Source organism: Nocardia rhizosphaerae, from assembly GCF_042650365.1.
Classification (GTDB): Bacteria; Actinomycetota; Actinomycetes; order Mycobacteriales; family Mycobacteriaceae; genus Nocardia; species Nocardia rhizosphaerae.
Window position 1 is genome coordinate 234,612 of record NZ_JBHSBA010000005.1, and the last position, 26,747, is coordinate 261,358.

The following is a 26,747-nucleotide window of genomic DNA, read 5'->3' on the forward strand; positions in this document are numbered from 1 at the left end:
GGGCGCTCGTTACACAGAGCCAAATCGGCAAACGTGGTGATGGTTACACGTTGACGAATCGGCACACATCAGCGCGCGGAGTGGTCACCGTCACCCTGCGGCCGGCGGATCCCACGTACCTGCACGATCGCTTCGACGTACGGACCGAGCAACGCGCTCATCTCCGCCGGCGCGTCCCGCTCCGGCACCGGCGGGTTCGGGATATAGCTCAGCGCGATGCGCACCAGCGCGTGCGCGAGCACATCGGCCTCGACATCGGAGGCGTCGACCCAGCTGTGCTGGAACACCCCGGTCAGCCGCGCCGTGGCGTGCTCGAGCAGGGGGCCCGCGTCGAGCGTGATCAGGCGCAGCAGGTCGGGCTTCATCTCCCCGGCCAGCAGCGAGCGGACCAGCGGGTCGGCCGCGGCGGCGAGGAAGAATCCGGTCATGCCGACCCGGATGGCGGCGCGGGCATCGCCGACATTGTCGTCGAGCGCCTCGCGGACGTGATCGACCAGCTGGTCGGCCAGCCGCAGCGCGTAGGCCTGGGAAAGCCCAGCGCGCGAACCGAATTCGTTGTACAGCGTCTGCCTGCTGACACCGGCGCGCGCGGCGACGTCACCGAGAGTGATCTTGGACCAGTCCCGCTCGGTGAGCAGCTCGCGCATCCCGTCCAGGACCGAGCTGCGCAGCAGTTCCCGCGCGGCCTCCTGGTACGGGATGCGCGCGCCTGCGCGCGCCGTGCCCGCCGTACTCACGAACGTTCGATCTCGACCATGAAGAAGTCGGACTTGGCCGCACCGCAGTCCGGGCAGGTCCAGTTGTCGGGGATGTCCTCCCACCTGGTGCCGGGCGCGATGTCGTCATCGGGCCAGCCCTGCGCCTCGTCGTACTCGAAACCGCACTGCACACACTGGTAGAGCTTGTATTCGGTCACTGCGACACTCCTACCGCCTCGAAGTCGATCTTCTCCCGCACGCCACAATCCGGGCAGCACCAGTCGTCGGGTACCGACGCCCACGACGTGCCTGCCGGAAATCCTTCGCGCGGGGCTCCTTTCGTCTCGTCGTAGACATAATCACAGACCGGGCACCGGAACGCACTCATCGGTTCCCCTCCTGTCCGTATCGCGCGAGGACCTTGTCCCGGCGCTTGGGTTCGATATTGGCCTTGGTGACGTCGCCGGAGTAGTGCGCGAGCACACGCTTGTCCATCACCTTGCGCCAGATCGGCGGGAAGTAGGCGATCAGGATCATGCTGGCGTAGCCGCTGGGCAGGTTGGGCGCTCCGTCCCAACTGCGCAGGGTCTGATACCGCCGGGTCGGGTACGCGTGGTGATCGCTGTGCCGCTGCAGGTGGTACAGGAAGATGTTGGTGACGATGTGGTCGCTGTTCCAGCTGTGCTCCGGCGCGGGCCGTTCGTAGCGTCCGGTCGCGGTCTTCTGCCGGACGAGGCCGTAATGCTCGAGGTAGTTCACCGACTCGAGCAGGCTGAAGCCGACCACCGCCTGCAGGATCAGATACGGCAGTACCTCGATGCCGAAGACCGCGATCAGCCCCAGCCACAGCACCACCGACATCGCCCAGGCGTTGAGCACGTCGTTGCGCAGCGTCCACGGGCTCTTACCGAGCCGGTGCAAGCGTTCTTTCTCCAGATGCCACGCGGACCGGAAGCTGCCGACCACGGTACGCGGCCAGAAGGCCCAGAAGGTCTCGCCGATGCGGGCGCTGGCCGGGTCCTCCGGGGTGGCGACCCGGACGTGGTGACCGCGATTGTGCTCGATGTAGAAGTGCCCGTAGAACGACTGCGCCAGCGCGATGCGGGCCAGCCAGCGCTCCAGGTCGACCTTCTTGTGGCCGAGTTCGTGGGCGGTGTTGATGCCGATGCCGCCGATCATGCCGACGCTGATCGCGATGCCGATCTTGTCGAACAGGTTGGCCCCGCCGGGGAAGCCGAGCCAGTGCAGGTTGTCGGCGGTGATGATGTAGCAGGCGAAGATCAGCGAGGCGTACTGGAACGGCAGGTAGAGGTAGGTCAGGTACCGGTAGTACTTGTCGTTCTCCAGGTACTCCATCACTTCGTCGGGCGGATTGTCGCCGTCGGGGCCGAAGAACAGGTCGGCCAGCGGGATCACCAGGTACACCAGGATCGGGCCGAGCCAGAACGGCACCTCGGCGAGCCGGTGCCAGCCGAGCTGGTTGAGCCCCCAGATCAGCGGGATACCGATGGTGAACAATCCGGTCGGGGCGAACAGGCCCCACAACCAGAGATAGCGCTTGGAATCGCGCCACTGCGGGGGCGCCACCCGCTGTTCGGACGCGTTGGCATCTGTAGACATCGTCGTCTCCATCCTGCGGCACATCTCACACTTGTGATGTGCGTAACCCTGTGTCACAGACGATAGAGCCGGATTTGTCCGACGTCTAGACAAATTCGCAAATTTGTAAAGCCGCAATGGCCAGGTCACGAAACGGCGACCGCACCCAGCTCGGTGCGGTCGCCGCTATCGCAGTTCGGAGACTCGTCCAGGGGCCTTTACCGCGGTCCGGGAGGCAGCAGCACGTCCGCATCGGGCGGTAGCCCGTCGACCGGCCACCACCGCAGATCGGTCGACTCGGCACTGCGCACCGGTACCGCGCCGGGCGGCGCGACCACCTCGAACAGAAGGTCGAGATGACGGGTCGGCACCCCGAGCGAACAGGTGATCGGGTGCGCCTGCGCGCCGTACAGCCCCGGCATGAGCCGCAGGTCCGCGATACCGGACTCCTCCACCGCCTCGCGCAGCGCGGCATCGGCAACGGTCGCGTCGCCCGGTTCACAGTGCCCGCCGAGCTGGATCCAGCGACCGACCCGCGGATGCAAGGTCAACAGCACCTCGCGCCGATCATGGGACAACACGATCGCCGATGCGGTGATGTGGCCAGGCGCGTGTTCGCGCAGACACCCGCGCGGTGCCGAACCGAGGAAGGCGAGCATCGCCTCCCGCAACGAACTGTCCTGTCCCGCCTCGGGTTTCCACTCGGTGAGCAGTTCGGTCGCTGACGCGTGCAGCGACTCCGCGGTCATGCCCGCCCCTGCGCGACGTTCACAGCTCGACCAACCCGGCACCCGGCGCGCCGACACTCCGCGGCGCCGGCTCGTCGAGCGGTTGACCGATCGCGATGGCCCCCAACGGCATCCAGTCACCGTCGAGACCGAGTACCTCGCGGGTGACCTCGGGGGCGAAGATCGTCGACCCGATCCAGCAACTGCCCAGACCGTCGGCAGCCAGCGCGACGAGCAGTCCCTGCACCGCGGCGCCGACCGCGACGGTGAACATCGTCTGCTCGGCGGCCCTGCGCCTGGCATCGGGATAGTCGTGCGCGCCGTCGGGAACGCAGAACGGGATGATCACCTCCGGCGCGTCGAACAGGATGCGCCCGCGCGCCACCCGGCGCTCCACCCGCTCGGTGTCGAGCCCATCGGCGGCGAGATCGGCACGCCACTTCTCCGCCATCGCCGCGAGCAGCCGCTCACGCGTCTGCCTGGAACGGAGCCAGACGAAACGCACCGGCCGGGTGTGGTGCGGCGCGGGCGCGGTGAGCCCGGCGGCGACGGCCGACCTGATCCGTTCGGGGTCGACCGGCTCGTCGGCGAAGGCCCGCACGGAACGCCGCAGCGGCACAGCCTCTTTGCGCCCCTTCTCGACGGCCTCGGCGGTGCCGAGCCAGAACAGGTCGTCGGAGCCCCCGCGCAGCAGCGCCGCCGCATTCGACCCGTCGTCGTCGGTGACCAGACCGCGCACCACCGCGACCGGGACCCCGCCGAGCTTGCCCTTGACCAGGTCGGCCGCCGCGGCCAGTTCGTCGGCGACGGCCACCTGGGTCACCTGCAGTTCGTTGCCCTGCCCGTCGACCGCGCCCGCGTAGTCGTGCAGCACCCGCAGGCCCGCGGCACCGATGGCGGCGTCGATCTGGCCGTTGCGCCAGGCCCGACCCATGGTGTCGGTGATGACGACGGCCACCCGCACCCCCAGCCGCTGAGCCAGCGCGGCCCGCAACGCCGTGGCGCTGGCGTCGGGATCGGTGGGCAGCAGGACCAATTCGCCCTCGGCCACATTCGAGCCGTCGACGCCGGAGGCCGCCTGCACGATGCCGAGCCGGTTCTCGGTGATGAGGGTGCGGCCCTTGCGCGCGAGCACCCGCACCGCTTCGGCGTCGACCAGCTTGCGCCGGGCGGTGTCACGCTCCTCCGGGTCGGTGGGCGCGGCGACGATGCGCCCCTCGACCTTGGACACGATCTTGCTGGTCACCACGACGACATCGCCGTCGGCCAGCCACGGCGCCCGCGCCGCGAGATGTTCGGCGAGGTCGTCGCCGGGCCGGAACTCGGGGAGCCCGGTCACCGGCAGGATCCGCAGCTCGCCCGCCGCATGGTCGGACAGCGCGGTCACGGCTTCACCTCGGCCAATTCCAGTGCGGCACGAGCCATCTCGGCCGTGGCGTCGGGGTCGGTCATCAGCAGCGGCACGCTGCGCACCTCGACACCCGGCACGTCGGCGGTGTCGGTGGCGTGCACCAGCCAGCCGTCGAGGATGCCGGTGGCCGAGCGCGCGCCGTAGTGCCGCCCGATCGCCTCGGCGGTGGACTCCACGCCGATCACCGACAGACATTCATCGGCCATGCCGCGCAACGGCTTTCCATCGATCACCGGCGACAGGCCGATCACCTTGGCCGCGGTGGTGCGCAGCGCACCCCTGATCCCGGGGACGGCGAGGATGGCGCCGATGCTCACGACAGGGTTGGAGGGGGCGAGCAACACCGCGTCGGCGGAGGCTATGATCTCAGTCACATCGGGTGCCGGGGAGGCCTGTTCGGCGCCGATGGAGGCGAATCCATGGGTCGGCAGCGCCGCGCGGTACCGCACCCACCATTCCTGGAAATGGATCGCGCGACGTTCGCCGGCGTTGTCGGGATCACTGACGACAACGTGGGTCTCACACCGGTCGTCGGTTGCCGGGATCAGGCGGACGCCGGGCTGCCACCGGTTGCACAGCGCCTCGGTGACCGCCGACAGCGGATATCCGGCGCGCAGCATCTCGGTGCGGATGAGGTGGGTGGCGATATCGCGGTCGCCGAGGCCGAACCAGTCGGGTTGCGCGTTGTACTTCGCGAGTTCTTCCTTCGCGTGCCAGGTCTCGTTCGCATGACCCCAGCCGCGCTCGGGGTCGATCCCACCACCGAGGGTGTACATGCAGGTGTCGAGGTCGGGACAGATGCGCAGCCCGTGCATCCAGACGTCGTCGCCGACGTTGACGATGGCCGAGACGGTCGCGTCGGGCAGCAGCTGCCGGACGCCCTGGAGGAACCTGGCACCGCCGACACCACCGACCAGAACGGCGATCTCGGGCTTGCGCACCGCGTGTTGTGCAGTCACGGGTCACAGCCTAGTGGTGGCGGTTGCCGCGCGATTCCGCGCCGAATTCCAACAAAGTTGCTGGTCATTTGCCACAGCACATAACAAGATCAAAACGAAAGGCGGGTGCGGAGTGTAACGGAAGGGTGACGGCGGGTTGACCACCGGCGCTTGCGGCGTGTCTAATCACAGTCATGTCATTCCGGTCACCGCGTGAAGGCATGGCGCGGGGGCGTTTGCGAGAGCGGTTCGGCTCGCCGGAAGACAGGTTCGGGGAAGCCCGCGAGACTACGTCGCGGTGTTTTGCTGCCGGGGTTCGTTTCCGCCCGGCGGAAAGAATCATTCTGCGCTAACACATAGTGAGGAGGCGGAACGATGACCGAAGACATGGTCTCGCCGACCGATTCCACAGCAGGCGCAGCTCACGCTGTCATGAGCTGGCCGGAACCGGACGTGGCGAACGAGGTCGCGGCTCCCCGGCTGAGTCTGGTCGTGCCGGGCTTCGACGAGATGTTCGATTCCATCGAAGAACAGTGGCAGGAACGGGCACTGTGCGCTCAGACAGACCCCGAGGCGTTCTTCCCCGAGAAGGGCGGCTCGACCCGTGAGGCCAAGCGTATCTGCTTGGGCTGCGAAGTTCGTGACCAGTGCCTCGAGTACGCGCTGGCGCACGACGAACGTTTCGGCATCTGGGGCGGTCTCTCCGAGAGGGAGCGTCGCAGGCTGAAGCGCGGAATCGGCTGAGAGAATGTTCGAAAGTAGACTCTGAGGCTCCAAGCCCGGAGCACGCAGGCGCAGTACGTCGGTGCTTCGGGCGCACGCCCAGTAGTCGCACCGTCTACCGGTTCGACGGGCACGACCAGTGCACGCGAGAGAGGTGGACGAGTTCCATGGCACGTTCCCGGCGTCATCCCCCGGCACCCACCGCCCGCTCGGTGGCCCGCCGCGGCCGTGGTGTCCGCGGACCCATGCTCCCGCCCACCGTTCCCGCGTGGCGCACGAGGGGCCAGAAATTCGATCGGCTCGTGCTGGAGGCCTTCGCCCCGCTCGACACCCGCTGGCACGACCGGCTCACCAAGCTCGACATCGCCGTCGACGATGTACCGAAAATCCGTCCGCTGCACCCTGATTCGGTCACCTGGCCGGACGAGGTGGTCGCCGACGGACCGGTGCCGCTGTCGCGGCTGATCCCCGCCGGCGTCGACCGGCACGGCGCGGCCACCCGCGCCAGAGTGGTGCTGTTCCGTAAGCCGCTGGAATTGCGGGCCGCCGATCCCGACGATCTCGTCGATTTGTTGCGCGAGGTTCTGGTCCAGCAGATCGCCACCTATCTCGGCGTCGACCCGGATCTGATCGATCCCGAGCCCGAATAAAGGCGTGTCCGATCCCCCTTTTACGGGGCGGAGGAGTTAATCTCGACGGCGTGATCCCCATGCGTCGTTGCTGCCGACCCGGCTGCAAGAACCCGGCTGTAGCGACGCTGACGTATGTGTACTCCGACTCGACCGCCGTCGTCGGACCACTCGCCACCGTCGCCGAACCGCATTCCTGGGATCTGTGCGAAACCCACGCCTGCCGCATCACCGCCCCCAAGGGCTGGGAACTGGTGCGCCACGAAGGCGGATTCGCCTCCAGCACGCCCGACGACGACGATCTCACCGCACTGGCCGAAGCCGTCCGCGAGGCGGGCCTGCGCCGTCGCCCCGACGCCGACCAGCCCGGCTACCGCGACTCCGCCCCCGCAGCCCCGCGCCAGGCCCGCACCGGCCGCCGCGGCCACCTGCGGGTCCTCCCCGACCCATAGAAATCCCTGGTCATCGCGCTGGCCGACAGGTACGTGCGTGACCAGGACCGGTTCCCTACTAGGGTTAGGGCTATGACGACTGTCGCGCGCTCTGGCGAACTCGTGAATGCCGTGATCAAGGCTTATGACGTCCGCGGCGTCGTTGGCGAACAGATCGACGCGGGGTTCGTCACAGACGTCGGCGCCTCATTCGCGCGACTGATGCGTGCCGAGGGCGCCGGCAGGGTCGTGATCGGCCACGATATGCGCGAGTCCTCGCCCGAGCTGGCGGCCGCGTTCGCCGCCGGGGTCACCGGCCAGGGCCTCGATGTGGTGCACATCGGGCTGGCCTCCACCGATCAGCTCTACTTCGCCTCCGGCAAGCTCGGCTGCCCCGGCGCCATGTTCACCGCCAGCCACAACCCGGCCCGCTACAACGGCATCAAGCTGTGCCGGGCGAACGCGCTGCCGGTCGGCCAGGACACCGGCCTCGCCACCATCTCCGCCGAGATCGTCACGGGCGTGCCCGCCCACGACGGCACACCCGGCACCGAGACCACCGTCGATCTGCTGGCCGACTACGCCGCCTTCCTGCGCGAACTGGTCCACCTCGACGACATCCGCCCGCTCACCATCGCGGTCGACGCGGGCAACGGGATGGGCGGGCACACGGTGCCCGCGGTGCTCGGCACACTCGGGCCGGTCACCGTCGTTCCGCTGTACTTCGAGCTCGACGGCTCGTTCCCCAACCACGAGGCCAACCCGCTCGACCCGAAGAACCTGGTCGACCTGCAGGAGCTGGTGCGCCGCAGCGGCGCCGATATCGGCCTGGCCTTCGACGGCGACGCCGACCGCTGCTTCGTCGTCGACGAACGCGGCGAGCCGGTCTCCCCCTCGGCGATCACGGCGCTGGTCGCGCAGCGCGAACTGGCCAAGGAGCCGGGCGCCACGATCATCCACAACCTGATCACCTCGCGCGCGGTGCCCGAGCTGGTCGACGAACTCGGCGGCAAGCCGGTCCGCACCAGGGTCGGGCACTCGTTCATCAAGCAGGAGATGGCGGCCACCGGCGCGGTGTTCGGCGGCGAGCACTCCGCGCACTACTACTTCCGCGACTTCTGGGGCGCCGACTCGGGAATGCTGGCCGCCCTGCACGTGCTCGCCGCGCTCGGTGAAGGGCAGCGTCCGGTCTCGGAGCTGATGGCCGCCTACGACGTCTACGCGGCCTCCGGCGAGATCAACTCGACCGTCGCCGACGCCGCCGAACGCACCGACGCGGTACTGACCGCCTTCGCCGACCGGACGGTCTCGGTGGACCGGCTGGACGGCGTCACCGTGGATCTCGGCGAGCACGCCTGGTTCAATCTGCGCGCCTCGAATACCGAACCGCTGCTTCGGCTCAACGTCGAAGCCGGATCGCAGGAGGAAGTAAACACACTCGTGACTGAGATCCTCGCCATCGTCCGCGCCTGACTGGAATAGTGGAATCACAGACCTTGTATTCGCCGACGGATCGGCAGACGACACAGCGCGATGAGGGGAGGTGGGATCGGCGATGATCGCTGGAACACCGGTATTCGACCTCGACGATGCCGCGTCGCTGGAGGCGGCCGACACCGGCGGCGCCTTGCGTTCGGCGGCTTCGGGTGGCGCGCAGGTGCGGGCGACGGCCGCCGCGGTCGCCGAGACCTCGCTCGTCGAGCGGCTGACCGAGCTGCGTCCGCGCAGTCTGGTCCTGGTCTCCGGGTCGGGCAGGGCCGCTCGGGCGGCCGGACTGCTCGTCGCCACGCTCGGTGACCGGGCCGGGCTACCGATCGTGTCCGTCACCTCGCTACCGCCGTGGGTCGGCCCGCTGGACGTGGTGCTGGTCGCCGGCGACGACGCGGGCGATCCGCGACTGATCGACGCCGTCGACCGGGCCATCCGGCGCAGTGCCGAGGTGATCGTCGCCGCGCCGAACGAGGGCCCGCTGCGCGCGGTGGCCGCCGGGCGCGCCGTCGTGCTCGAACCGCGCGTGCCCGTCCTCGATCACAACCGGCTGCTGCGTTTCCTCGCCGTCGGCATCGCGGTGCTGCGCGGCATCGACGCCCAGCGCAGCGTGCCCGCCACGCCCGAGCTCACCGAGCTGGCCGACATGCTCGACGCCGAGGCACTGCGCGACGGCCCGCACCACGAGGTCTTCCACAATCCGGCCAAGACGCTGGCCGCGCGCATGCACGGAGTCGGGGTGGTGCTGGCCGGTGACGCGCCCGCCGCGGTCGAGCTGGCCGGGCACGGTGCCGAGGTGCTGTTGCAGTCCGCGGGCAAGCTGGCCGCCGCCGCCGATCTCGCCGATACCGTCGCCGCCGTCGGCAGGCTGAGCGAGGCGACCGGCGGCTCGGCGCCCGGCTTCGATCCGCTGTTCCACGACGAGGAACTCGACGGCCCCGCCCCGGTCGACCGGGTGCGGGTGCTCGCACTGAGCGTGCATCCCGATCAGGCCGCCGCCCGCCGCAAGCTGGCGGTGTTCGACGGCGCCGGTGGTGGGCTCGTCGACGCCGATCTGGTGCACGCCGATGTCGATGTGTTGCAGGCTCAGCTCGCCGAGCCGGGTGCGGTCCAGCCCGCCGAGGCCGAGGCCGCGTCGACGGCCTTCGGCGGACACGGCAGCGAGATCGAGCAGCTGGCGGTACTCGCGGTGCGTCTCGACATGGCCGCCGCCTATCTCCGGCTCATGGGCGCGCGCGGTGGCACCGCGCCCGCCCCTGACCCATATCACGACGGGGGACGCTACTAGTGCAGGAACTCGTTGGTGCGCTGCGTTCCTACGCTTGGGGGTCGCGCACCGCGCTCGCTCAGCTGTGTGGAAGGCCGGTGCCGTCGGCCCATCCCGAGGCCGAACTCTGGTTCGGCGCGCATCCCGCCGATCCGGCGCGGGTCAAAGCCGCGGGCAGCGACCGGTCACTGCTCGATCTCGTCACCGACGATCCGGTCCGCGAGCTCGGCACCGTCGCCGACGCCTTCGGCGCCCGATTGCCGTTCCTGCTGAAAATCCTGGCCGCCGAGGAGCCGCTGTCGCTGCAGGCGCACCCCAGTTCGGCGCAGGCACGTGTCGGTTTCGAGCGGGAGAATCGCAGCGGCGTCCCCGTGGACTCACCCCTGCGCAACTACCGCGACGACAGCCACAAGCCGGAGCTGGTCGTCGCGCTGGACCGGTTCGAGGCGCTGGCCGGGTTCCGCGACCCACTGCGCACCGTCGATCTGTTGCGCGCACTGGACGTGCCCGGCCTCAACGTGTACGCCGAACTGCTTGCCGCCCAACCGGATTCGGACGGCCTGCGCACCCTGTTCACCACCTGGATCACGCTGCCCGCCGCCGCGCTGTCGACGCTGCTGCCCGCCGTGCTCGAAGGGTGCGTGCGGTACCTGTCCGGCAAGGGTGCCCGTGAGTTCTCCGCCGAGGTGCGCACCGCGCTGGAACTGGCCGAGGTCTACCCTGGCGACGCCGGCGTGCTGGCCGCGCTGCTGCTCAACCGGCTGACCCTGGAACCGGGCCAGGGCCTGTTCCTCGCGGCCGGCAATCTCCACGCCTACCTGCGTGGCGTCGGTGTGGAGATCATGGCCAACTCCGACAACGTGCTGCGCGGCGGGCTCACCCCCAAACACGTCGACGTCCCCGAGCTGCTGCGGGTACTCGACTTCGAGCCGATCGACCTGCCGATCCTGGAACCGGAGGCAGGCGACGACGGCGGCGCGCGCTACCGCACGCCCGCCCCGGAATTCGCGCTGTGCCGCTTCGACCTGCCCGCGGGCGGCGAGCCGATCGCGCTCACCGACGCGGGCCCTGGCATCGTGCTGTGCACCGAGGGCACGGTCGAACTGGCGCAGGGCGGACACACGCTCACCGTCCGCTGCGGCAGCGCGGCGTGGATCTCCGCGGCCGACACCGACATCAAGGCACGCGCGGTCGATGGTCCCGCGCAGCTGTTCAGCGCCTGCGTCGGCGGGAACTGACCCCGAAGTCGGCACTGTGCCCGATGGCGCCGACCTCCGAGGGCCCTGCGTGGCCACACTCCGCTACCACCTCCGGCCCCACCGGAATCGGCGCTAGGCTGTTGCCGCACGATCGTGTTCAGCGAATCTGGAAGGGCGGGCCGGAATGTCGGCTGGTGGTGGCAAGAAGGCGATTCTCGCCGCGTTGACGGCCAACGCGGGAATCGCGGTGGCGAAATTCATCGGCGCGGCGATCACGGGATCGGCGTCGATGCTGGCCGAGGGGGTGCACTCGGTCGCCGACACGGCCAATCAGGGTCTGCTGCTGTTCGGGCAGCGCGCGGCCGCCAAGGATGCCGACGAACTGCACCAGTTCGGCTACGGCCGCAACCGCTACTTCTACTCGTTCGTCGTGGCACTCGTGCTGTTCACGCTCGGCTCGGTGTACGCGATCTATGAGGGCATCCACAAGGTCCAGCATCCCGAGGAGCTGTCGCAGCCGATCGTGGCGATCATCATCCTCGGCATCGCGATCTGTCTGGAGACCTTCAGTTTCGTCACCGCGATCCGGGAATCCCGCCCGCTCAAGGGCACGTCCAGCTGGTGGCGGTTCATCCGCACCTCGCGCAGCCCCGAGCTGCCGGTGGTGCTGCTCGAGGACACGGGCGCGCTGATCGGTCTGGTCATCGCGTTCGGCGCGGTCGGGCTGACCATGGTCACCGACGACCCGATCTTCGACGGTATCGGCACCCTGGCGATCGGTGTGCTGCTCGGCATCATCGCGATCGTGCTGATCGTGGAGATGAAGAGCCTGCTGATCGGGGAGGGCGCCACCCCGGAGCAGGATCGCGCGATCCGCGACAATCTCGTCGACGGCGCCGAGATCACCTCGGTCATCCACCTCAAGTCCGAATACATCGGCCCGGAGGAGATGCTGATCGCGGCCAAGGTGGCGATCGCCCCCGACCTCGATATCGCCGAGATCGCCGAGGCGATCGACGCCGCCGAGATGCGGGTGCGGACGGCGGTGCCCGCCGCCAGGCTGATCTATCTCGAGCCCGACCTGTACCGCACCCAGCCTGCCTGATTCTTTCCGTTCGCGGTCGCCGTCGTCCCTGCCGGGGCGGCGGCGATCGACGTTTTCCCGACGACGACACGGTCCGGCGTCCACTGGATCCGGCCAGGTCCGGCGGTACCGTTCGGTGCTATGGCCGTCGAGGGAGACAGCAAGATCGCGATCCTGGCCGCGCTCGGCGCGAACACCGGCATCATGATCGCCAAGTTCGTCGGCGCGTTCATCACCGGGTCGTCGTCGATGCTGGCCGAGGCGGTGCACTCGGTCGCCGACACCGGCAACGAGGCGCTGCTGCTGCTCGGACGGCGCAGGGCCGAGCAGGGCCCCGACACCCTGCATCCGTTCGGGTACACGCGCAACAGATACTTCTATTCGTTCGTCGTCGCACTGATCCTGTTCACGATGGGCAGCCTGTTCGCGTTGAACGAGGCCGTCCACAAGATCCGGTTCCCGCACGAGCTGGAGTCACCCGCGGTCGCGATCGTGATCCTGCTGGTGTCGATGGCCTTGGAGGCGGCCAGTTTCCGTACCGCGCGCCTGCAGTCGACACCGCTGAAAGGCGAACACTCCTGGTGGCATTTCATCCGCAACACCAGGAACCCGGAGCTGCCGGTGGTGTTGCTGGAGGACCTCGGCGCGCTGGTCGGCTTGCTGTTCGCGCTGGCTGGGGTGAGCCTCACGGTGCTCACCGGCAACGGCGTATGGGACGGCGTCGGCACCCTGCTGATCGGTCTGCTGCTCGGAGTGAACGCGATCGTGCTGATCGTGGAGACCAAGAGCCTGCTCATCGGCGAGGGCGCGACGGCCGCCGAGGACAGCGCCATCCGCGCCGCGCTGCTCGCCGATCCGCGCATCGTGCGGGTGCTGCGCATGCAGACCCAGTACCTGGGCCCGGAGGATCTGCTGGTGAACGCGAAGATCGCGCTGCGTGCCGGGCTCGATGTGGCCGAGGTCGGTGAGCTCATCGATGCCGCCGACGACCGGATCAGGGCGGCGGCGCCGAATGTCGACATCGTCTATCTGGAACCCGACGTGTTCCGGCCCGAGAAAGCAGCCGCCACAGCATGACTCAGTGGTAGGCGGGAACCTCACCACGCAGGATGTCCAAGGGGTCGGTGACGATGCCGAAACGGGTGCGCAGCATGTGCCGCGCGGCGTGCAGGCCGGGCATGCCGTGCACCCCTGGCCCCGGCGGGGTCGACGACGAGCACAGATAGGTGCCCGCGATCGGCGTGGCGTACGGATTCCACCTGGCGAGCGGCCGGAAGGCGGTCTGGCGCAATGTCATCGCGCCCGCGGAGATGTCACCGCCGATGTAATTGGCGTTGTGGGCCGGCATGAACGCGGCGGGGGTGACATGGGTGGCGAGGACGAGGTCGCGGAAGCCGGGCGCGAACCGTTCCACCTGGGCGATGACGGCCCCGCTCACATCGCGATCGGATCCGTTGGGCACGTGCGCGTAGGTGTAGAAGGTGTGCTTGCCCGCGGGCGCGCGAGTGGTGTCGACGACGCCGGGCTGGATGGCGAGCACGTAGGGCCGCTCGGCGAATTCACCAGCGGCGACACGGCGTTCGGCGTGCATCGCCTCCGCGCGGGTGCCGACCAGGTGCAGGGTACCCGCGAGGTCGCAGCCGGGCGCCGTCCACGGGACCGGCCCCGACAGCGCGAAGTCGACCTTGCAGGCGGCGCCGCCGTAGTGGAACCGGCCGAGCCCGTCGCGGTAGCGCGCGGGCAGCCGGTCACCGGCGATGCGCAGGAGTTCGGCGGGCGCGGTGTCGAACAGGACCGCTCTGGCACGGGCGAGTTCGGCGAAATCGTCGACGCGGTGTCCGGTGACGACCTCGCCGCCGAGCCGCTCCAGCTCCGCGATCAGCGCGTTCGGGATGGCCTGGCTGCCACCGCGTGGGATCACCCAGCCGCCGGCGTGCGCGAGGGTGCCGAGCAGCAGCGCGGCACCGACCGCGGGCAGGGCCCGCGGCGGGGTGATCGCGTGCGCGGCGACCCCGGTGAGCAGTGCGGGCGCGACCTCGTCCCGAAAACGCTTGTTCCACAGCGGAGAGCCCTGTTCGAGCAGGCGCAGCCCGAACCGGACGGCGGCGCTCAGCCGGGCAGGTGGCCGCCGTAGATCCGACATGGCCAGGTCGACCACGTCGGGCCAGTGCAGGACGAGCGGGCCGAACAGGTCACGCCAGGCCGGACCGTCGCGGCCGAGGTCGGCGACGGTCGATTCCAGGTTGCGCCAGGCCAGCCCGGCGTTGCCGCCGTCGAGCGGATGGGCGTAGGAGATGGTGGGGGTGAGCAGTTCGACGCCGTGCGCCGGCAGATCGAAGGCGCGGAAGAACGGGGAGGCCAACGCCATCGGGTGCGCCCCGGCGCAGACGTCGTGGTGGAATCCCGGCAGCGTGAGCTCCGCGGTCCGTGAGCCACCGCCGGGCTGGTCCTGCGCCTCCAGCACCCGCACCGAGATTCCGGCGCGTGCCGCGATGACCGCCGCCGCCAGGCCGTTCGGTCCCGACCCGACTACTACGACTTCCGCCATCCGTCGTCCCTTCGCCATCGACCACCGTGTCGCCCCGCGTCGTCTCCAACCTACGCGGCGCGCGGCCCTCGGCCCACGAGTCGCCGGTCCCGCGCACGGCTGCCGGAACACTGTCCGATGAATTCCGTCCGGCCGCACCGTCAGCAGAGAAACGAACAACATTTCGAGGAGAGCATCATGGCGAACGGGCCTGCGTCCTACTTCCCCAGCATCGAAGCCAAGTACGGCAAGCCGGTGGACGAGTGGCTGACGTTGCTGGCGGCCGCCGGGACAACCGGGCACAGCGCACTGGTGAACTGGCTCAAAACCGAGCACAGCCTCGGGCACGGGCACGCCACCGCACTGGTGCAGTTCCACCTGAACCCAGGGAAATGGGCCCGCGACTGAACGGACCGCACCGTCTCACCGCACCGCGACCGGTTTCGGATCGGCAGGCAGCGCGTCCGCCGGATGCCCGCCGACCATCGTCTCCTCGTCGAACGCCAGTTCGCGAGCGAGCACACGGCGGGTTCGATCGGCGTCGACGGTGCGGGTCCAGGTGCCGATGAACAGGGTGGCCACGACCGAGCACAATCGTGCAGAAGAGGTCGGGTGCGATCATCATCGTGATCAGGTTCACGAACGGCGTGCCGAGCGGCGCCGGTGACTGCCCGAATTCGGGCGCGAGCCGGCCGACCAGAACGCCCGCGAGGACGGCGAAGATCACCGCCAGGCACAGCCAATGGGTATGGTCTCGTTTTCGCGGAAGTGCGCCAGTTGTACCCATGACGACCGATCAAGGGCACGACATGTGATACCCATCACTTTTGGTGCATAGGTTCAGGACGAGGTGGAGGCACAATGCGACGACGGCAACTGTCGCTCGCCGGACAGGCCTTCGTCTGGCAACTGGTGGTGCTGGCGCTGATGATCGGCACCGGCACCGCGCTGGCCTTCCTCGACGCCAGTCGCGACCACGACGTGGCGACCGAACTCCAGGTCCGCGATGTGGCCGTCACGGTGGCCCGTGCGCCGTCGACCCTGGCCGCGGTGAACTCGCCGTACCCGAGCGGGTTGTTGCAGCCGACCACCGAACGCATCCGCGCCGACACCGGTATGGACTTCATCGTGGTGATGGCCCCCGACCGCACCCGCTACACCCACCCCAACCTCGAACTCATCGGCAAGCCGTTCTACGGCACCATCGACCCCGCGCTGGCCGGGCAGACCTTCACCGAGACATTCACCGGCACGCTCGGCCCTTCGATCCGCGCGGTCACCCCGGTCTACGACAACGGCCGGGTGGTCGCGCTGGTCTCGGCCGGGGTCACCAGGGCAAGGATCAGCACGCAGGTCGCCTCCCAGCTGCCGGTGATCCTCGGGGTCTCGGCGGCAGGCCTCGCGCTGGCGGCGCTGTCGTCGTTCCTGATCAGCCGCAGGCTGCGCCGCCAGACCCACGGTCTGGCGCCCGACGAACTGCGCGTGCTCTACGAACACCACGACGCCGTGCTGCATTCGGTGCACGAGGGCCTGGTGGTGTTCGGGACGAACCAGGGGCCCGCCGAGGTGGTCAACGATCAGGCCCGCACGCTGCTCGACCTGCCCGACGGCCCGGTCCACCGCGGCGATCTGCCGGTGTCCCTGCAGCAGATGCGCGCCGGCGTGGTGCGGGACGAGACCCATGTGACCACCGACCGGGTGCTGCTGGTCAATCAGGACGTGGTGAGCTGGGAGGGCAAGCCGATCGGCACCGTGCTCACCATCCGTGACCAGACCGAGCTGCGTGCGGTGCTCGGCGAGCTCGACTCGGTGCGCGGCTTCGCCGAATCGCTGCGCGCCCAGGCACACGAGGCAGCCAATCGGCTGCACACCGTGGTCACCATGGTCGAGCTGGGCCGCCCGGAGGAGGCCGTCGCCTTCGCGACCGCGGAGCTGCAACTGTCCCAGGTCCTCATCGACCGGCTGCTGGCCTCGGTCGGCGACGCCGCGCTTGCCGCGCTGCTGCTCGGCAAGGTCGATCAGGCCGCCGAGCGCGGAGTGACCCTGGCCATCAGCGAGGACACCGCACTCGACTCCACCGATCCGCTGTCACCGCACGAGACCGTCACCCTGGTCGGCAACCTGGTCGACAACGCGATCGATGCCGCCGCGGGCACCGTCGACAAGCGGGTGACGGTGACGGTCCAGCATCGCGGCGCCGAACTGCTGGTGCGGGTCGGCGACAGCGGTCCTGGCATGCCGGCGCAGATGTTCGCGCGCGCCGCCGAACGCGGCTACACCACCAAATCCGACCACGCCGGGCTCGGCCTGGCGCTCGTGCACCGCCTCGTCGATCGGCACGGCGGTGTCATCACCACAACGGCCGCACCACACAGCGCGGTCATCGTTCGAATTCCGCTGAGGGAGAAGTCATGATCCGGGTCCTGATCGTCGAGGACGAGCCATTGATCGCGCAGGCGCACCGGGCCTACCTCGAGCGGCTCGACGGCTTCGTCACCGGCGGCGTCGCCCACACCGGCCACGACGCGCTCACCATGGCGGCCGAGGCGATCGCCGACGGCAAGCCGTTCCACCTGGTGCTGATGGACATCGGCCTGCCGGATATCAGCGGACTCGAGGTCGCCGCGGCGCTCACCGGCCTGCAACCGCGGCCGGATGTCATCGCGATCACCTCGGCCAGGGAATTGAACATGGTGCGCAACGCGGTCGCTCACGGCGTCGTGCTGTATCTGCTCAAGCCGTTCACCTTCGCCGCGTTCCGCGAGAAGCTGGAACGCTACCGCGATTTCGACACCGCGCTGCCCGCCGGCGAGGCGGCACTGTCGCAGTACGACATCGACCGCGCGCTCGGCGCGCTGCGCACCGCCGATCAGCGGGCCGGTGCGCCCAAAGGCGTTGTGCAACACACGCTGGAGGAGGTGTCGCGGGCGGTGCGCTCGGCCGAGTCGGGCATTACCGCCACCGATGCCGCTGCCGCCGTTGGTGTTTCGCGGATCACCGCGTGGCGGTACCTCGAGAAACTCGCCGACGACGGGTTGGCCGAGCGGCGCGCCGACTACGGGCGCGCCGGGCGGCCGAAGACCCGCTATCGCTGGCGGGCGGGGGCGTAGTAGACCCGGTACCGGAGTTGGAGCGGCGCGCGTGGCGGGTCAGGCTCGCCACGCGCGCCACGACCAGCTCACACGTCGGTGGAGAAGCGGATGCCGCCGTCGGGGATCTCGACGCCCGGCCACACCCTGGCACCGCGCAGCAGCTCGCAGCGGGCACCGATATTGGCGCCGTCGCCGATCACACCGTCGCGCACCAGCGCGCGCGGGCCGATCCTGGCGCCGAACCCGACGATCGACCGCTCGACGGTCGCACCGGCCTCCACCACCGCGCCGTCGAAGATCACCGCGCCGTCCAGTCGCGCGCCCGCGCCGATCTCGGCGCCGCGGCCGACCACGGTGCCGCCGATCAGCAGTGCGCCCGGTGCCACGCCGGCACCGGGATGCACCAGCGACTCGCCCCGCTGTCCCGGCAGTGCGGGTGAGGGCGCGATGCCGCGGACCAGGTCGGCCGAGCCGCGCACGAAGTCCTCCGGGGTGCCCATGTCGCGCCAGTACGACGCGTCGACATGGCCCTGGACGCGCGCGCCCTCGGCCAGCAGCGCGGGGAAGACCTCGCGCTCCACCGACACCGGGCGACCGGTCGGGATCTTCTCGATGTACTCGCGGCGGAACACATAGCAGCCGGCGTTGATCTGGTCGGTCGGCGGATCCTGGGTCTTCTCCAGGAACGCGGTGACCCGGCCCTCGTCGTCGGTCGGCACGCAGCCGAACGCGCGCGGATCGCTCACCCGCACCAAGTGCAGGGTGACATCGGCGTTGCTCGACTCATGGGTGTCGAGGATCGCGCCGAGGTCGGTGCCGCCGAGCACGTCGCCGTTGAACACCATCACGTTGTCGGCGCGCAGCTTGGGCAGCACATTGCGGATGCCGCCGCCGGTGCCGAGCGGTTCGGTCTCGGTGACGTACTCGATCTCGAGCCCGAGCTCGGCGCCGTCACCGAAATGCTCCTCGAACACCTCGGCCTTGAACGAGGTGCCGAGCACCACGTGGGTGATCCCGGCCTCGGCGATGCGGGCCAGCAGGTGGGTCAGGAACGGCAGCCCCGCCGTGGGCAGCATCGGCTTGGGCGCCGAGAGGGTGAGCGGACGCAGCCGCGTGCCCTGTCCGCCGACGAGGATGACCGCGTCGGTGCCTGCATTGCCTGCCATCGAGTTTCCCCTGTTCACGGTGGACCGGTACCCCTAGGCGCCGGTTCGCGCTTTCTCGCGCAGCGCCGATCGAACCGCAATCCGGGAGCGGACCGCAAGTCCGGCGCGCAGCGCACCCCGCAACGGTGCCTGCCACCAGTGCGGATGCCGGTCGGCCTGGAAACGGTAGGCGCTGGCGTGGTGGGCGGGCAGCATCAGTTCGGGATGCTTGCCCGCGGCGTGCCCCTTGGCGTGGGTCACCTCGGCGTCCGGGACGAACACATTGTGCCAGCCCGCCTTGCCCATGCGGTCACCGAAGTCCACGTCCTCCATGTACATGAAGTAGCGCGAGTCGAAGCCGTCGATGCTGTCGAACGCCGAGCGCCGCACCAGCAGACAGGAGCCGGACAGCCAGCCGACGACCCGTTCGGAGATCTCCTCGTTCTCCTGCCGGTAGCGCACCGACCACGGGTTCTTCGGCCAGATCGTGCCGAGGATCGCGTGGCCCGCGCCGTCGGCGAGGCCGGGCACCCGGCGCGCCGAGGGATAGACGCTGCCGTCCGGCTCGCGGACCATCGGGCCGAGCGCGCCCGCCCGCGGCCAGCGCTGCGCGGCGGCGAGCAGCGTGTCGATGGAGTCGACACCCCAGCGGATGTCCGGGTTGGCCAGGATCACGAACTCGATCGACGGGTCGATCTCGGCGACCGCGCGATTGATCGCACCGCCGTAGCCGATATTGCCGCCGGTGCGCAGCAGCCGCACGTGCGAGTTGGCCTCGGCGACCAGTTCGGGAACGCCGTCGGTCGATCCGTTGTCGGCGAGGATGACCTGCGGCTTCTCGCTGGTCGCGTCGGCAAGGGTGGTGATGAAGTGCTCGAGGTGTTCGCCCGGTGAATAGGTCACCGTGACGACGGCAAGGCCCGCTGGGGCCGCGGAATCGGCTGCGTTCACGACTGGGCAGCCTAGTCGGCGACGCGCCGTAGCGCGTCGGTCAGCGCGGATTGCCAGGAACGCAGCGGGGTGAGCCCGGCCTCGTCCCACGCCGCGGGGGAAAGCACCGAGTAGGCGGGGCGCGGCGCCGGCCTCGGGAAGGCGCTCGAATCGCAGGGCAGCACCCTGGCCGGGTCGGCGCCGAGCTCGCCGAACACCGCGGTGGCCAGGTCGAACCAGCTGGCGGTGCCGGAGTTGGTGACGTGCAGGAGCGTGGGTGCGTCCGGGCGGGTGGTCAGTTCCAGCAGCGCGGCGGCCAGATCGGCGGCGCTGGTCGGTGAGCCGAGCTGGTCGGCGACCACGGTGACGGTGTCGCGTTCGGCCTCCAGCCTGCGCATGGTGGCCACGAAGTCCCCGGCCACCCCGGAATACACCCAGGCGGTGCGCACGATCTGCGCGGACGGGCACAGCTCACGCACGGCCTGCTCGCCCGCCAGCTTCGACTGCCCGTAGACGGTGGCCGGACCGGTCGGGTCGCCGGGTTCGTACGGGGTGTCCGCGTCGCCGGGGAAGACGTAGTCGGTGGAGACATGGATCAGCCGCGCCCGCGCCGCGGTACACGCGGCCGCCAGCACGGCGGGGCCGGTCGCGTTCGCGGCGAAGGCGGCCTCGCGATCGGTCTCGGCGGCGTCGACCGCGGTGTAGGCCGCGCAATTGATCAGCACCGCGCCCGGAGTGAGCGCGGCGTCGACGGCGACGCGGTCGGTGATGTCGAGCTCGGCCCTGCCCAGCCCGGTGGCCGTCGGCGCCAGCCGCAGGATCTCGCGCCCGAGCAGCCCGCGCGCTCCGGTTACGATCAAGCGGGATGGGGCGGGGAAATCGGTGTTCACGCGGCCAGTCTGGCACGCCGGGACACCTGCGGTTCGGCGCGACTGTGGTAACTGTTGGTTAGCCTGTGATGGCCGGTTTCGGCGGATGAGCCCTGGGTTCACGCGATGGCGGGGTTTGCCGGGGGAGATACGGAGCTGGGCGCGGAGTTCGTCGAGAGGATGCGCGATGCGAGAGTCGACCAGACCACCGACCGTGGCCACTCGAGTGGGTGCCTTCGGTCCGGTGCAGGTGATCGTGGCGATCGCGGCGGTCCTGGTGCTCGCGCTCACCGGATTCGCCTGGCGGAGTGTGGACAATCTGATCGCCAATATCGACCGGATCGGCGGGCTCGGCCTCGGTGGTGGCCGCGACGGTGCCGTCGACATCCTGCTCGTCGGGGTCGACAGCCGCACCGACGCGCACGGCAATCCGCTGACCTCCGCCGAACGCGCGATGCTGCACGCAGGCGACGAGGTGGGCACCAATACCGACACCATCGTGCTGATCCGGGTACCCAACGACGGCCGCTCGGCCACCGCGATCTCCATCCCGCGCGACTCCTACGTCGACATTCCCGGCCAGGGCAAGGGCAAGATCAACTCCGCCTACGGCGCCACCAAGGAGACCGAACGCGCGAAGCTGCTCGAGAAGGGCGCCACCGAGGCCGCGGCCGAGCGCGACTCCACCAAGGCGGGCCGCACCGCGCTGATCAAGTCGGTCGCCTCCCTCACCGGCATCACCGTCGACCACTACGCCGAGGTGAGTCTGCTCGGTTTCGTGCTGCTCACCGATGCCGTCGGCGGCGTGGAGGTGTGCCTGAACAACGCGGTCGACGAATGGATGTCGGGTGCGGACTTCCCGGCGGGCCCCCAGCGGCTCGACGGACAGCAGGCACTGAGCTTCGTACGGCAGCGGCACGGCCTGCAACGCGGTGACATCGACCGGATCGTGCGTCAGCAGGTGTTCATGGCCCAGCTGGTGCGGCAGCTACTCAATGCCAAGGTGCTGGCAAATCCGGGCAAACTCAGCGATATCAGCGAGGCGGTCGGCCGGACCGTTGTCCTCGACGAGGACTGGGACGTGCTGGCCTTCCTGCAGCAGCTGTCGGATCTGTCGGGCGGCAACGTCGAGTTCGACACGATTCCGGTGGCCGACCTCAACGGCATGACCTCGGCGGGTGAGTCGGTGGTCCGGGTCGAGCCGAAGGCGGTGCAGGACTATGTCGCCGGGCTGGTGGGCGAGGAACGGTCCACCGACGACACCCCGAAGGTCGACCCGTCGACGGTGACGGTGAGCGTGCTGAACGCGGGCGGCACCACCGGTCTCGCGGCCAGGGTGTCGACGACGTTGACCGGCAAGGGTTTCCGCGAAGGCCTGGTGGGGAACTACACCGGCGGCAGCGTGAGTTCGAGCCGGGTGCTCGCCGCCGACGCCGAAGATCCGAAGGCGGCCGCAGTCGCCGAGGCACTCGGCGGGCTGCCCGTGCTCGCGGATCCGTCACTGTCGCCGGATACGGTGAGCGCGGTGCTGGCGAGCGACTATTCTGGTCCGGGCTCGGCCGCCGCGAGCATGTTCGATTTCGACGGAACATCCTCGGCGACCGCGACGCCAGTACCGCCAGCCCCGCCGATCGACGCAGGCCAGAACGGACCGAAATGCGTGAACTGAACAATGCGTGAGCCGAATTCGACCCTCACCGAGGCCCTCCTCGACCCGATCCTCGAGCGAGACCCCGCCGGTCCGCGTGTCACCTGGTACGACGACGCCACCGGCGCGCGCATCGAGCTGTCCGGCCTGACCCTGGCCAACTGGGCCGCCAAAACGGCCAACCTGCTCCGTGACGAATTCGCGCTGAGCCCGGGCGCGAGAGTCGCGGTGCTGCTGCCCGCGCACTGGCAGACCGCGGCCGTGCTGCTCGGCTGCTGGTGGGCCGGGACCGAGGTCGTGCTCGCCCCCGATCCCGACGCCGACCTTGCGCTGGTCACCCCCGACCGGATCGACGACGCCGACGGGGTCGACGAGGTGGCGGCGCTTTCGCTGGACGCCATGGGGACGCCGGTGCGCGACCTGCCGGTGGGCGTCACCGATTTCGCGACCGCGGTGCGCGTGCACGGTGACCAGTTCCATCCGGGCGGCTTCCGTGCCGCTCTCGACGGGCTCTCGGTCCCGCAGGTACTCGCCGAGGCCAGGAAATCGGCGGCGGCGCAGGGCATCTCCGCCGGCGACCGGGTGCTGTCGAGCGCGCCGTGGGACACCCCGGCCGAACTGATCGACGGCTTCATCGCCGTGCTCGCCGCCGGTGCCTCCCTGGTCCAGGTCGTCAATCCCGACCCGGCCGCCGCCGAGCACCGGGCCACGACCGAACGGGTGACGGTCCGGCGCTGAGGCCCAGCGATCTCCTACCCAGGTATAGGTCCGAGTCCGACTGGAACACGTTTCGGTCTGCCAGGAAAGCCCGTACCGTGGAGAGATCCATTCGGCAGAGCGGCAGGGGTGGCGATGAGTGTCCAGTACTGGTTGCGGTGGTCGGCCGAGCACGGAGCGCCGCGGGCGATCCTGCGCTGGCAACGACGCCGGGGTGAACCGTTCGCCACCCTGCTCAGCGGACAGCGCGGCCAGAATGATCCGTACCCGCTCATCGACGACCTGCGCGAGCAGGGCGGGATCCGGCGGACACCGGTGGCCTATGCCGCCTTCGACCACCGCACCGTCCGCGGCATCCTGCGCGACAGCCGATTCGGGGTCAGGCAGGCACTCGGCGGCGAACTGCCCGCACCGTGGCGCTCACTGGCCGCCCGCGTCACGGTGCCGCCCAATCCGGTGGAGCCGCCGTCGATGCTGGTACTCGATCCACCCGAGCACACCAGAATGCGCAAACCCGTGTCCTCGGCGTTCACCCCGCGCGCTATCGCGCGGCTGCGGGACGCGGTGGAGGTGGTCACCGCCGAACTGCTCGACGCCATGCCCGCGCACGGATCGGTCGATCTGATCACCGATTTCGCGGCCAGGGTGCCGATCGCGATCATCGCCGACATGCTCGGTTTCCCCGCCGCCGACCGGGAGCTGTTCCTGCGCTGGGGTGATCGGGTGACCCCGCTGCTCGATATCGGCACCTCGTGGCACGCCTTCCGCGACGCGATGGTCGCCATCGAGGCGATGGACGAGTACCTGGCCGCCCATATCGCCGAGCTGCGCCGCGCACCCGGCGACGACATCCTCTCCACGCTGGTCGGCTCGGGCGAGCTGAACCTGCGGGAACTGCAAGCGGGCGCGAGCCTGCTGATGGGTGCCGGGTTCGAGACCACGGTCAACCTGATCGGCAACGCGATCGCGGCGCTCTCGGCCAACCCCGAGCAGCTCGCCAAGGCCGCCGCCGATCCCGACCGCTGGCCGGATGTGGTGGAGGAGACGCTGCGCTTCGATCCACCGGTGCAGACCACCGCGCGGCAGGCGCTGGAAGACGTCGAGGTGGACGGGTTCCCGGTGCGCGAGGGCAGCACCGTCATCCTGTCGCTGGCCGGGGCCAACCGCGACCCGGAGATCTTCGGCGAGCCACACCGCTTCGACATCGACCGCCCCAACCTGCGCGAACACGTGGCCTTCAGCAGCGGCATCCACGCCTGTCTCGGCGCCAGCCTGGCCAGGATGGAAGCGGTGCACGCCCTGCGCGCGCTGTACACCCGCTATCCCGGTCTGCGGCTACGCGGGAAGCCGACCCGGCGGAATCTGTTCACGCTGCACGGTTTCGAGCACATGCCGGTCGACCTCGGACCGGTCGCCCGCGCGGCGGCGCCCGACGGGCTCGCCGACGCCGCCAGCCACAGCTGAGCCGGGACCGGTGCCTCCTGGTTGGGGGACGTCTCGCTCAGCTGAAGCCGACGGCCTGATCACCCCACGCGGAGTGCAGGTCGGCGTCGGGATTGTCCACCACCCGGTCGATGGTGTCGATGAGCAGGGTGGTGCGGGCCGAAGGTCGGTAGTGCGGCCAGTGCTTGGAGCCGTCGAGAGCCGCGGGCACGCCGTGTTCGGCGAAAGCCAGCCAGCGGCGCTGCATCCGCCCCGACACCGCGACCGAGGCCTTGCGGCCGCCGAGCCAGAAGGTCGGGTCGTGGTTGAGGGTGCCGAAGTTGCCGAACACGTACGGCAGCTCGGTGGCGTGGCCCGCGCCGACTCTGGCCGCCTTCAGCATCGGGGTGGCGTAGTCGAAGCGGTACATCCAGGTCGGCGAGTGCGCGGCATGCGCCTCGGCGACCCATGCGGCGGGCATCCGGAAGGCCGCGTCGGTGGACATGGCCAGCGCTCCACGGGTTTTCGCGAGGTCAGGGTAGGCCGAGGTGATCTCGGCGATCCGTTCCGGTGACATCTCCGGGTGCGATGCGGCGACATCGCGCAGCATGGCGTTCACCGCGTCTGGGGTCACCGGCATGATCGGTGAGCGCAGCACCCGGAACAGCGAGGCCTCGTCCCGGTTGGTGCCGATCAGCAACGGAATCCGGTGCGATCGGCCCTGCTGGAATCGATCGATCGGATAACCGGGCAGCAGGTCGCCATCGACCACCGGCGCCGCGGCGAGCCTGCCCGGCTCCTTGATCGGCACCTCGTCCAGCAGCACGGCCCCGACCTCGACGAGCTGTTCGACCGGCAGTTCCAGCAGCCGATCGGTCTCGCCGGGGCCGAGTTCGAGCAGTTCGAGATACCGCTGTGCGACGACGGCCGCCCGCTCCTGCCCGAACACCGTGGTCGCGGGCGGACTCTGGGCGATGGCCTTGTGGAAAAGCCCGGCGGCAGCAGGCGAAGTGAGCAGGGCGGTGACGCAACCGGCGCCGGAGGACTCACCGAAGACCGTCACATTGCCGGGGTCGCCACCGAAGGCGGCGATGTTGTCGCGCACCCAGGCCAGCGCGGCGAGCTGGTCGCGCAGGCCGAGATTGGGCGCGAAATCGGCACCGAACGAGGACAGGTCAAGGAACCCGAGGACGCCGAGCCGGTAGTTCACCGACACCACGACCACCTCGCCCGCCTCCGCGAGCTTGCGGCCGTCGTAGATGCTCTGCGCGGCGGTGCCCAAGCAGTACGCGCCGCCGTGCAACCACACCAGGACCGGCCGCCGTTCGGTGTCGGCGGGTTCTGGACGCGGGGACCAGACATTGACCCACAGACAGTCCGCACCCATCGACAGATCCGAGTCGACCGGAACCATGGCGCCCATCGCCTGCGGTGCGATATCGCCGAAGACGGCGCAGTCGCGGACCCCGTCCCATGGTTGCGGCGGCCGCGGCGGTGCGAATCGCGCCGGACCGGCCGGGGCCGCGGCGTAGGGCACGCTGCGCCACACCGCGATCGGACCGTCCCAGATTCCGCTGACCATTCCGTACTCGGTGCGCGCCAGCGGCTCGGTCTCGTGCGTCCGCACGTCGGGATCGAGATCTGACTGAATGCTCATCGCACACCTCCTAGCCCGCGCGACCACTCGGGTGCCTGTGGGTTTGCTCCCGTCGGCCGCAGCACCTGGTGACTCATTACGAGAGTACGTCGACCCGCCCCTCGGGGCCGTCCAACGCACCATCTGCGCAGGTAACGGTTGCTCTCCCGGCTCCGGTCGAAAGGTCTGGCAGGCGGATCGCGGAGTGGTCACGATGTGAATTCGGCCATGTGATCTTCCGGCCACGGGCGGCAGAGCCGATCTCGGTCCGGAAGCGGCGGCCGATCGACCCGACCGCCTGTCGCGGTAGCTGGAAGTGCGCTGGTTCGCGATGCCTACACTGTGGCGATGCCGAACTACAGCTTCCGGTGTCGTTCCTGCGACGATACGTTCGAGGTCAGCAGGCCGATGGCCGAGTCGTCGGATCCGGCCGCCTGCCCCGCCGGGCACGACGACACGGTCAAATTGCTCACCACCTTCGGCACCGTCGGGCGCGGCGCCGCACCAGCGCCGGCGCCCCGACAGGCGGGTGGCGGCTGCTGCGGCGGGGGCGGCTGCTGCTGACG

28 protein-coding genes and 1 pseudogene are annotated in these 26,747 nt (G+C 69.6%); 15 read left to right on the forward strand and 14 right to left on the reverse strand.

Translation table 11 applies throughout. The annotated features are described in order from the left end of the window. Positions 1 to 68: 68 nt before the first annotated feature. The 7 genes from ACFOW8_RS10780 to cofD all read right to left on the reverse strand — a co-directional run bounded on the left by ACFOW8_RS10780 (position 69) and on the right by cofD (position 5,395). Positions 69 to 737: a TetR/AcrR family transcriptional regulator gene (locus tag ACFOW8_RS10780; protein ID WP_378549415.1), complete on the reverse strand. Its 669-nt coding sequence runs from the start codon at positions 735 to 737 to the stop codon at positions 69 to 71. Further along, a complete protein-coding gene (locus ACFOW8_RS10785) occupies positions 734 to 916 on the reverse strand; it encodes a rubredoxin (RefSeq protein WP_378549418.1) in 183 nt (60 codons plus the stop codon). Before ACFOW8_RS10785 ends, ACFOW8_RS10780 begins: the two co-directional genes overlap by 4 nt. Beyond that, positions 913 to 1,086, reverse strand: coding sequence for a rubredoxin (locus ACFOW8_RS10790; RefSeq protein WP_378549421.1), 174 nt, complete (start codon positions 1,084 to 1,086; stop codon positions 913 to 915). Before ACFOW8_RS10790 ends, ACFOW8_RS10785 begins: the two co-directional genes overlap by 4 nt. After that, the gene (locus ACFOW8_RS10795; RefSeq protein WP_378549424.1) at positions 1,083 to 2,318 is read right to left on the reverse strand and encodes an alkane 1-monooxygenase; all 1,236 of its coding nucleotides are present in this window, start codon (positions 2,316 to 2,318) and stop codon (positions 1,083 to 1,085) included. Before ACFOW8_RS10795 ends, ACFOW8_RS10790 begins: the two co-directional genes overlap by 4 nt. Positions 2,319 to 2,515: 197 nt before the next feature. Next, positions 2,516 to 3,046 carry an NUDIX hydrolase gene (locus tag ACFOW8_RS10800; protein ID WP_378549427.1) on the reverse strand — a complete coding sequence of 177 codons (531 nt, stop codon included), beginning with the start codon at positions 3,044 to 3,046 and terminating at the stop codon, positions 2,516 to 2,518. A 19-nt stretch (positions 3,047 to 3,065) separates the two neighbouring features. Further along, positions 3,066 to 4,412, reverse strand: coding sequence for a coenzyme F420-0:L-glutamate ligase (locus tag ACFOW8_RS10805; RefSeq protein ID WP_378549430.1), 1,347 nt, complete (start codon positions 4,410 to 4,412; stop codon positions 3,066 to 3,068). Then, positions 4,409 to 5,395, reverse strand: a complete 987-nt coding sequence (cofD, locus tag ACFOW8_RS10810) for a 2-phospho-L-lactate transferase (protein WP_378549433.1) — start codon at positions 5,393 to 5,395, stop codon at positions 4,409 to 4,411. The genes ACFOW8_RS10805 and cofD overlap by 4 nt, the downstream gene beginning before the upstream one ends. A gap of 489 nt (positions 5,396 to 5,884) precedes the next feature. On the opposite strand from cofD, the gene ACFOW8_RS10815 reads away from it, so the two are divergent. From ACFOW8_RS10815 to ACFOW8_RS10850, 8 genes are all read left to right on the forward strand, one after another. Continuing rightward, positions 5,885 to 6,118, forward strand: a complete 234-nt coding sequence (locus ACFOW8_RS10815) for a WhiB family transcriptional regulator (RefSeq protein ID WP_167456194.1) — start codon at positions 5,885 to 5,887, stop codon at positions 6,116 to 6,118. A gap of 146 nt (positions 6,119 to 6,264) precedes the next feature. Further along, positions 6,265 to 6,747: a metallopeptidase family protein gene (locus tag ACFOW8_RS10820; protein ID WP_378549436.1), complete on the forward strand. Its 483-nt coding sequence runs from the start codon at positions 6,265 to 6,267 to the stop codon at positions 6,745 to 6,747. Positions 6,748 to 6,806: 59 nt separating this feature from the next. Continuing rightward, on the forward strand, positions 6,807 to 7,178 hold the full coding sequence (locus ACFOW8_RS10825) for a DUF3499 domain-containing protein (RefSeq protein ID WP_378550704.1): 372 nt from the start codon (positions 6,807 to 6,809) through the stop codon (positions 7,176 to 7,178). Between the two features lie 72 nt (positions 7,179 to 7,250). Continuing rightward, the gene (locus ACFOW8_RS10830) at positions 7,251 to 8,630 is read left to right on the forward strand and encodes a phosphomannomutase/phosphoglucomutase (RefSeq protein WP_378549439.1); all 1,380 of its coding nucleotides are present in this window, start codon (positions 7,251 to 7,253) and stop codon (positions 8,628 to 8,630) included. 82 nt (positions 8,631 to 8,712) lie between these two features. Further along, positions 8,713 to 9,933 carry a tobH protein gene (locus ACFOW8_RS10835; RefSeq protein ID WP_378549441.1) on the forward strand — a complete coding sequence of 407 codons (1,221 nt, stop codon included), beginning with the start codon at positions 8,713 to 8,715 and terminating at the stop codon, positions 9,931 to 9,933. After that, positions 9,933 to 11,150 carry a mannose-6-phosphate isomerase, class I gene (gene manA, locus ACFOW8_RS10840; protein WP_378549444.1) on the forward strand — a complete coding sequence of 406 codons (1,218 nt, stop codon included), beginning with the start codon at positions 9,933 to 9,935 and terminating at the stop codon, positions 11,148 to 11,150. The genes ACFOW8_RS10835 and manA overlap by 1 nt, the downstream gene beginning before the upstream one ends. 145 nt (positions 11,151 to 11,295) lie before the next feature. After that, positions 11,296 to 12,216 carry a cation diffusion facilitator family transporter gene (locus ACFOW8_RS10845; protein WP_378549447.1) on the forward strand — a complete coding sequence of 307 codons (921 nt, stop codon included), beginning with the start codon at positions 11,296 to 11,298 and terminating at the stop codon, positions 12,214 to 12,216. A 120-nt stretch (positions 12,217 to 12,336) separates the two neighbouring features. Then, positions 12,337 to 13,272, forward strand: coding sequence for a cation diffusion facilitator family transporter (locus ACFOW8_RS10850; RefSeq protein WP_378549449.1), 936 nt, complete (start codon positions 12,337 to 12,339; stop codon positions 13,270 to 13,272). Between the two features lies 1 nt (position 13,273). Here ACFOW8_RS10850 and ACFOW8_RS10855 read toward each other — a convergent pair whose 3' ends face one another. Further along, positions 13,274 to 14,743, reverse strand: a complete 1,470-nt coding sequence (locus tag ACFOW8_RS10855) for a phytoene desaturase family protein (protein ID WP_378549452.1) — start codon at positions 14,741 to 14,743, stop codon at positions 13,274 to 13,276. A 177-nt stretch (positions 14,744 to 14,920) separates the two neighbouring features. Here ACFOW8_RS10855 and ACFOW8_RS10860 point away from each other — a divergent pair, with 177 nt between their 5' ends. Beyond that, a complete protein-coding gene (locus ACFOW8_RS10860) occupies positions 14,921 to 15,130 on the forward strand; it encodes a DUF4287 domain-containing protein (protein ID WP_378549455.1) in 210 nt (69 codons plus the stop codon). Positions 15,131 to 15,145: 15 nt separating this feature from the next. Here ACFOW8_RS10860 and ACFOW8_RS10865 read toward each other — a convergent pair whose 3' ends face one another. Together ACFOW8_RS10865 and ACFOW8_RS10870 are read right to left on the reverse strand one after the other, a co-directional pair. Then, positions 15,146 to 15,304 (reverse strand): hypothetical protein, encoded by a 159-nt coding sequence (locus tag ACFOW8_RS10865; protein WP_378550770.1) that lies wholly within the window; start codon positions 15,302 to 15,304, stop codon positions 15,146 to 15,148. Then, positions 15,300 to 15,509: pseudogene (locus ACFOW8_RS10870) on the reverse strand (cation:dicarboxylate symporter family transporter); the annotation flags it as partial. The pseudogene ACFOW8_RS10870 and the gene ACFOW8_RS10865, both read right to left, overlap by 5 nt. Before the next feature lie 74 nt (positions 15,510 to 15,583). On the opposite strand from ACFOW8_RS10870, the gene ACFOW8_RS10875 reads away from it, so the two are divergent. Next, entirely contained in the window at positions 15,584 to 17,137 is a 1,554-nt protein-coding gene (locus ACFOW8_RS10875; RefSeq protein ID WP_378549458.1) for a sensor histidine kinase, read from the forward strand. Continuing rightward, positions 17,134 to 17,832, forward strand: coding sequence for a response regulator (locus ACFOW8_RS10880; RefSeq protein ID WP_378549461.1), 699 nt, complete (start codon positions 17,134 to 17,136; stop codon positions 17,830 to 17,832). The genes ACFOW8_RS10875 and ACFOW8_RS10880 overlap by 4 nt, the downstream gene beginning before the upstream one ends. Positions 17,833 to 17,900: 68 nt before the next feature. On the opposite strand, the gene ACFOW8_RS10885 is transcribed toward ACFOW8_RS10880, so the two are convergent. The 3 genes from ACFOW8_RS10885 to rfbD are packed head-to-tail and all read right to left on the reverse strand — an operon-like array spanning position 17,901 to position 20,779. Then, positions 17,901 to 18,980, reverse strand: coding sequence for a sugar phosphate nucleotidyltransferase (locus ACFOW8_RS10885; RefSeq protein ID WP_378549464.1), 1,080 nt, complete (start codon positions 18,978 to 18,980; stop codon positions 17,901 to 17,903). 33 nt (positions 18,981 to 19,013) lie between these two features. Next, positions 19,014 to 19,910: a glycosyltransferase family 2 protein gene (locus ACFOW8_RS10890; RefSeq protein WP_378549467.1), complete on the reverse strand. Its 897-nt coding sequence runs from the start codon at positions 19,908 to 19,910 to the stop codon at positions 19,014 to 19,016. Positions 19,911 to 19,921: 11 nt separating this feature from the next. After that, positions 19,922 to 20,779, reverse strand: coding sequence for a dTDP-4-dehydrorhamnose reductase (gene rfbD / locus ACFOW8_RS10895; RefSeq protein WP_378549470.1), 858 nt, complete (start codon positions 20,777 to 20,779; stop codon positions 19,922 to 19,924). A 166-nt stretch (positions 20,780 to 20,945) separates the two neighbouring features. On the opposite strand from rfbD, the gene ACFOW8_RS10900 reads away from it, so the two are divergent. From ACFOW8_RS10900 to ACFOW8_RS10910, 3 genes are all read left to right on the forward strand, one after another. Continuing rightward, the gene (locus ACFOW8_RS10900; protein ID WP_378549473.1) at positions 20,946 to 22,427 is read left to right on the forward strand and encodes an LCP family protein; all 1,482 of its coding nucleotides are present in this window, start codon (positions 20,946 to 20,948) and stop codon (positions 22,425 to 22,427) included. A 3-nt stretch (positions 22,428 to 22,430) separates the two neighbouring features. Further along, complete coding sequence (locus ACFOW8_RS10905) at positions 22,431 to 23,144, forward strand: TIGR03089 family protein (protein ID WP_378549476.1); 714 nt, start codon at positions 22,431 to 22,433, stop codon at positions 23,142 to 23,144. 114 nt (positions 23,145 to 23,258) lie between these two features. Then, the gene (locus ACFOW8_RS10910; RefSeq protein WP_378549479.1) at positions 23,259 to 24,587 is read left to right on the forward strand and encodes a cytochrome P450; all 1,329 of its coding nucleotides are present in this window, start codon (positions 23,259 to 23,261) and stop codon (positions 24,585 to 24,587) included. A 37-nt stretch (positions 24,588 to 24,624) separates the two neighbouring features. Here the strand turns inward: ACFOW8_RS10910 and ACFOW8_RS10915 are convergent, their stop codons facing one another. Further along, positions 24,625 to 26,202, reverse strand: coding sequence for a carboxylesterase/lipase family protein (locus tag ACFOW8_RS10915; protein ID WP_378549482.1), 1,578 nt, complete (start codon positions 26,200 to 26,202; stop codon positions 24,625 to 24,627). A gap of 327 nt (positions 26,203 to 26,529) precedes the next feature. On the opposite strand from ACFOW8_RS10915, the gene ACFOW8_RS10920 reads away from it, so the two are divergent. Continuing rightward, positions 26,530 to 26,745 (forward strand): FmdB family zinc ribbon protein, encoded by a 216-nt coding sequence (locus tag ACFOW8_RS10920; protein ID WP_378549485.1) that lies wholly within the window; start codon positions 26,530 to 26,532, stop codon positions 26,743 to 26,745. The last annotated feature ends 2 nt before the right edge of the window (positions 26,746 to 26,747 follow it).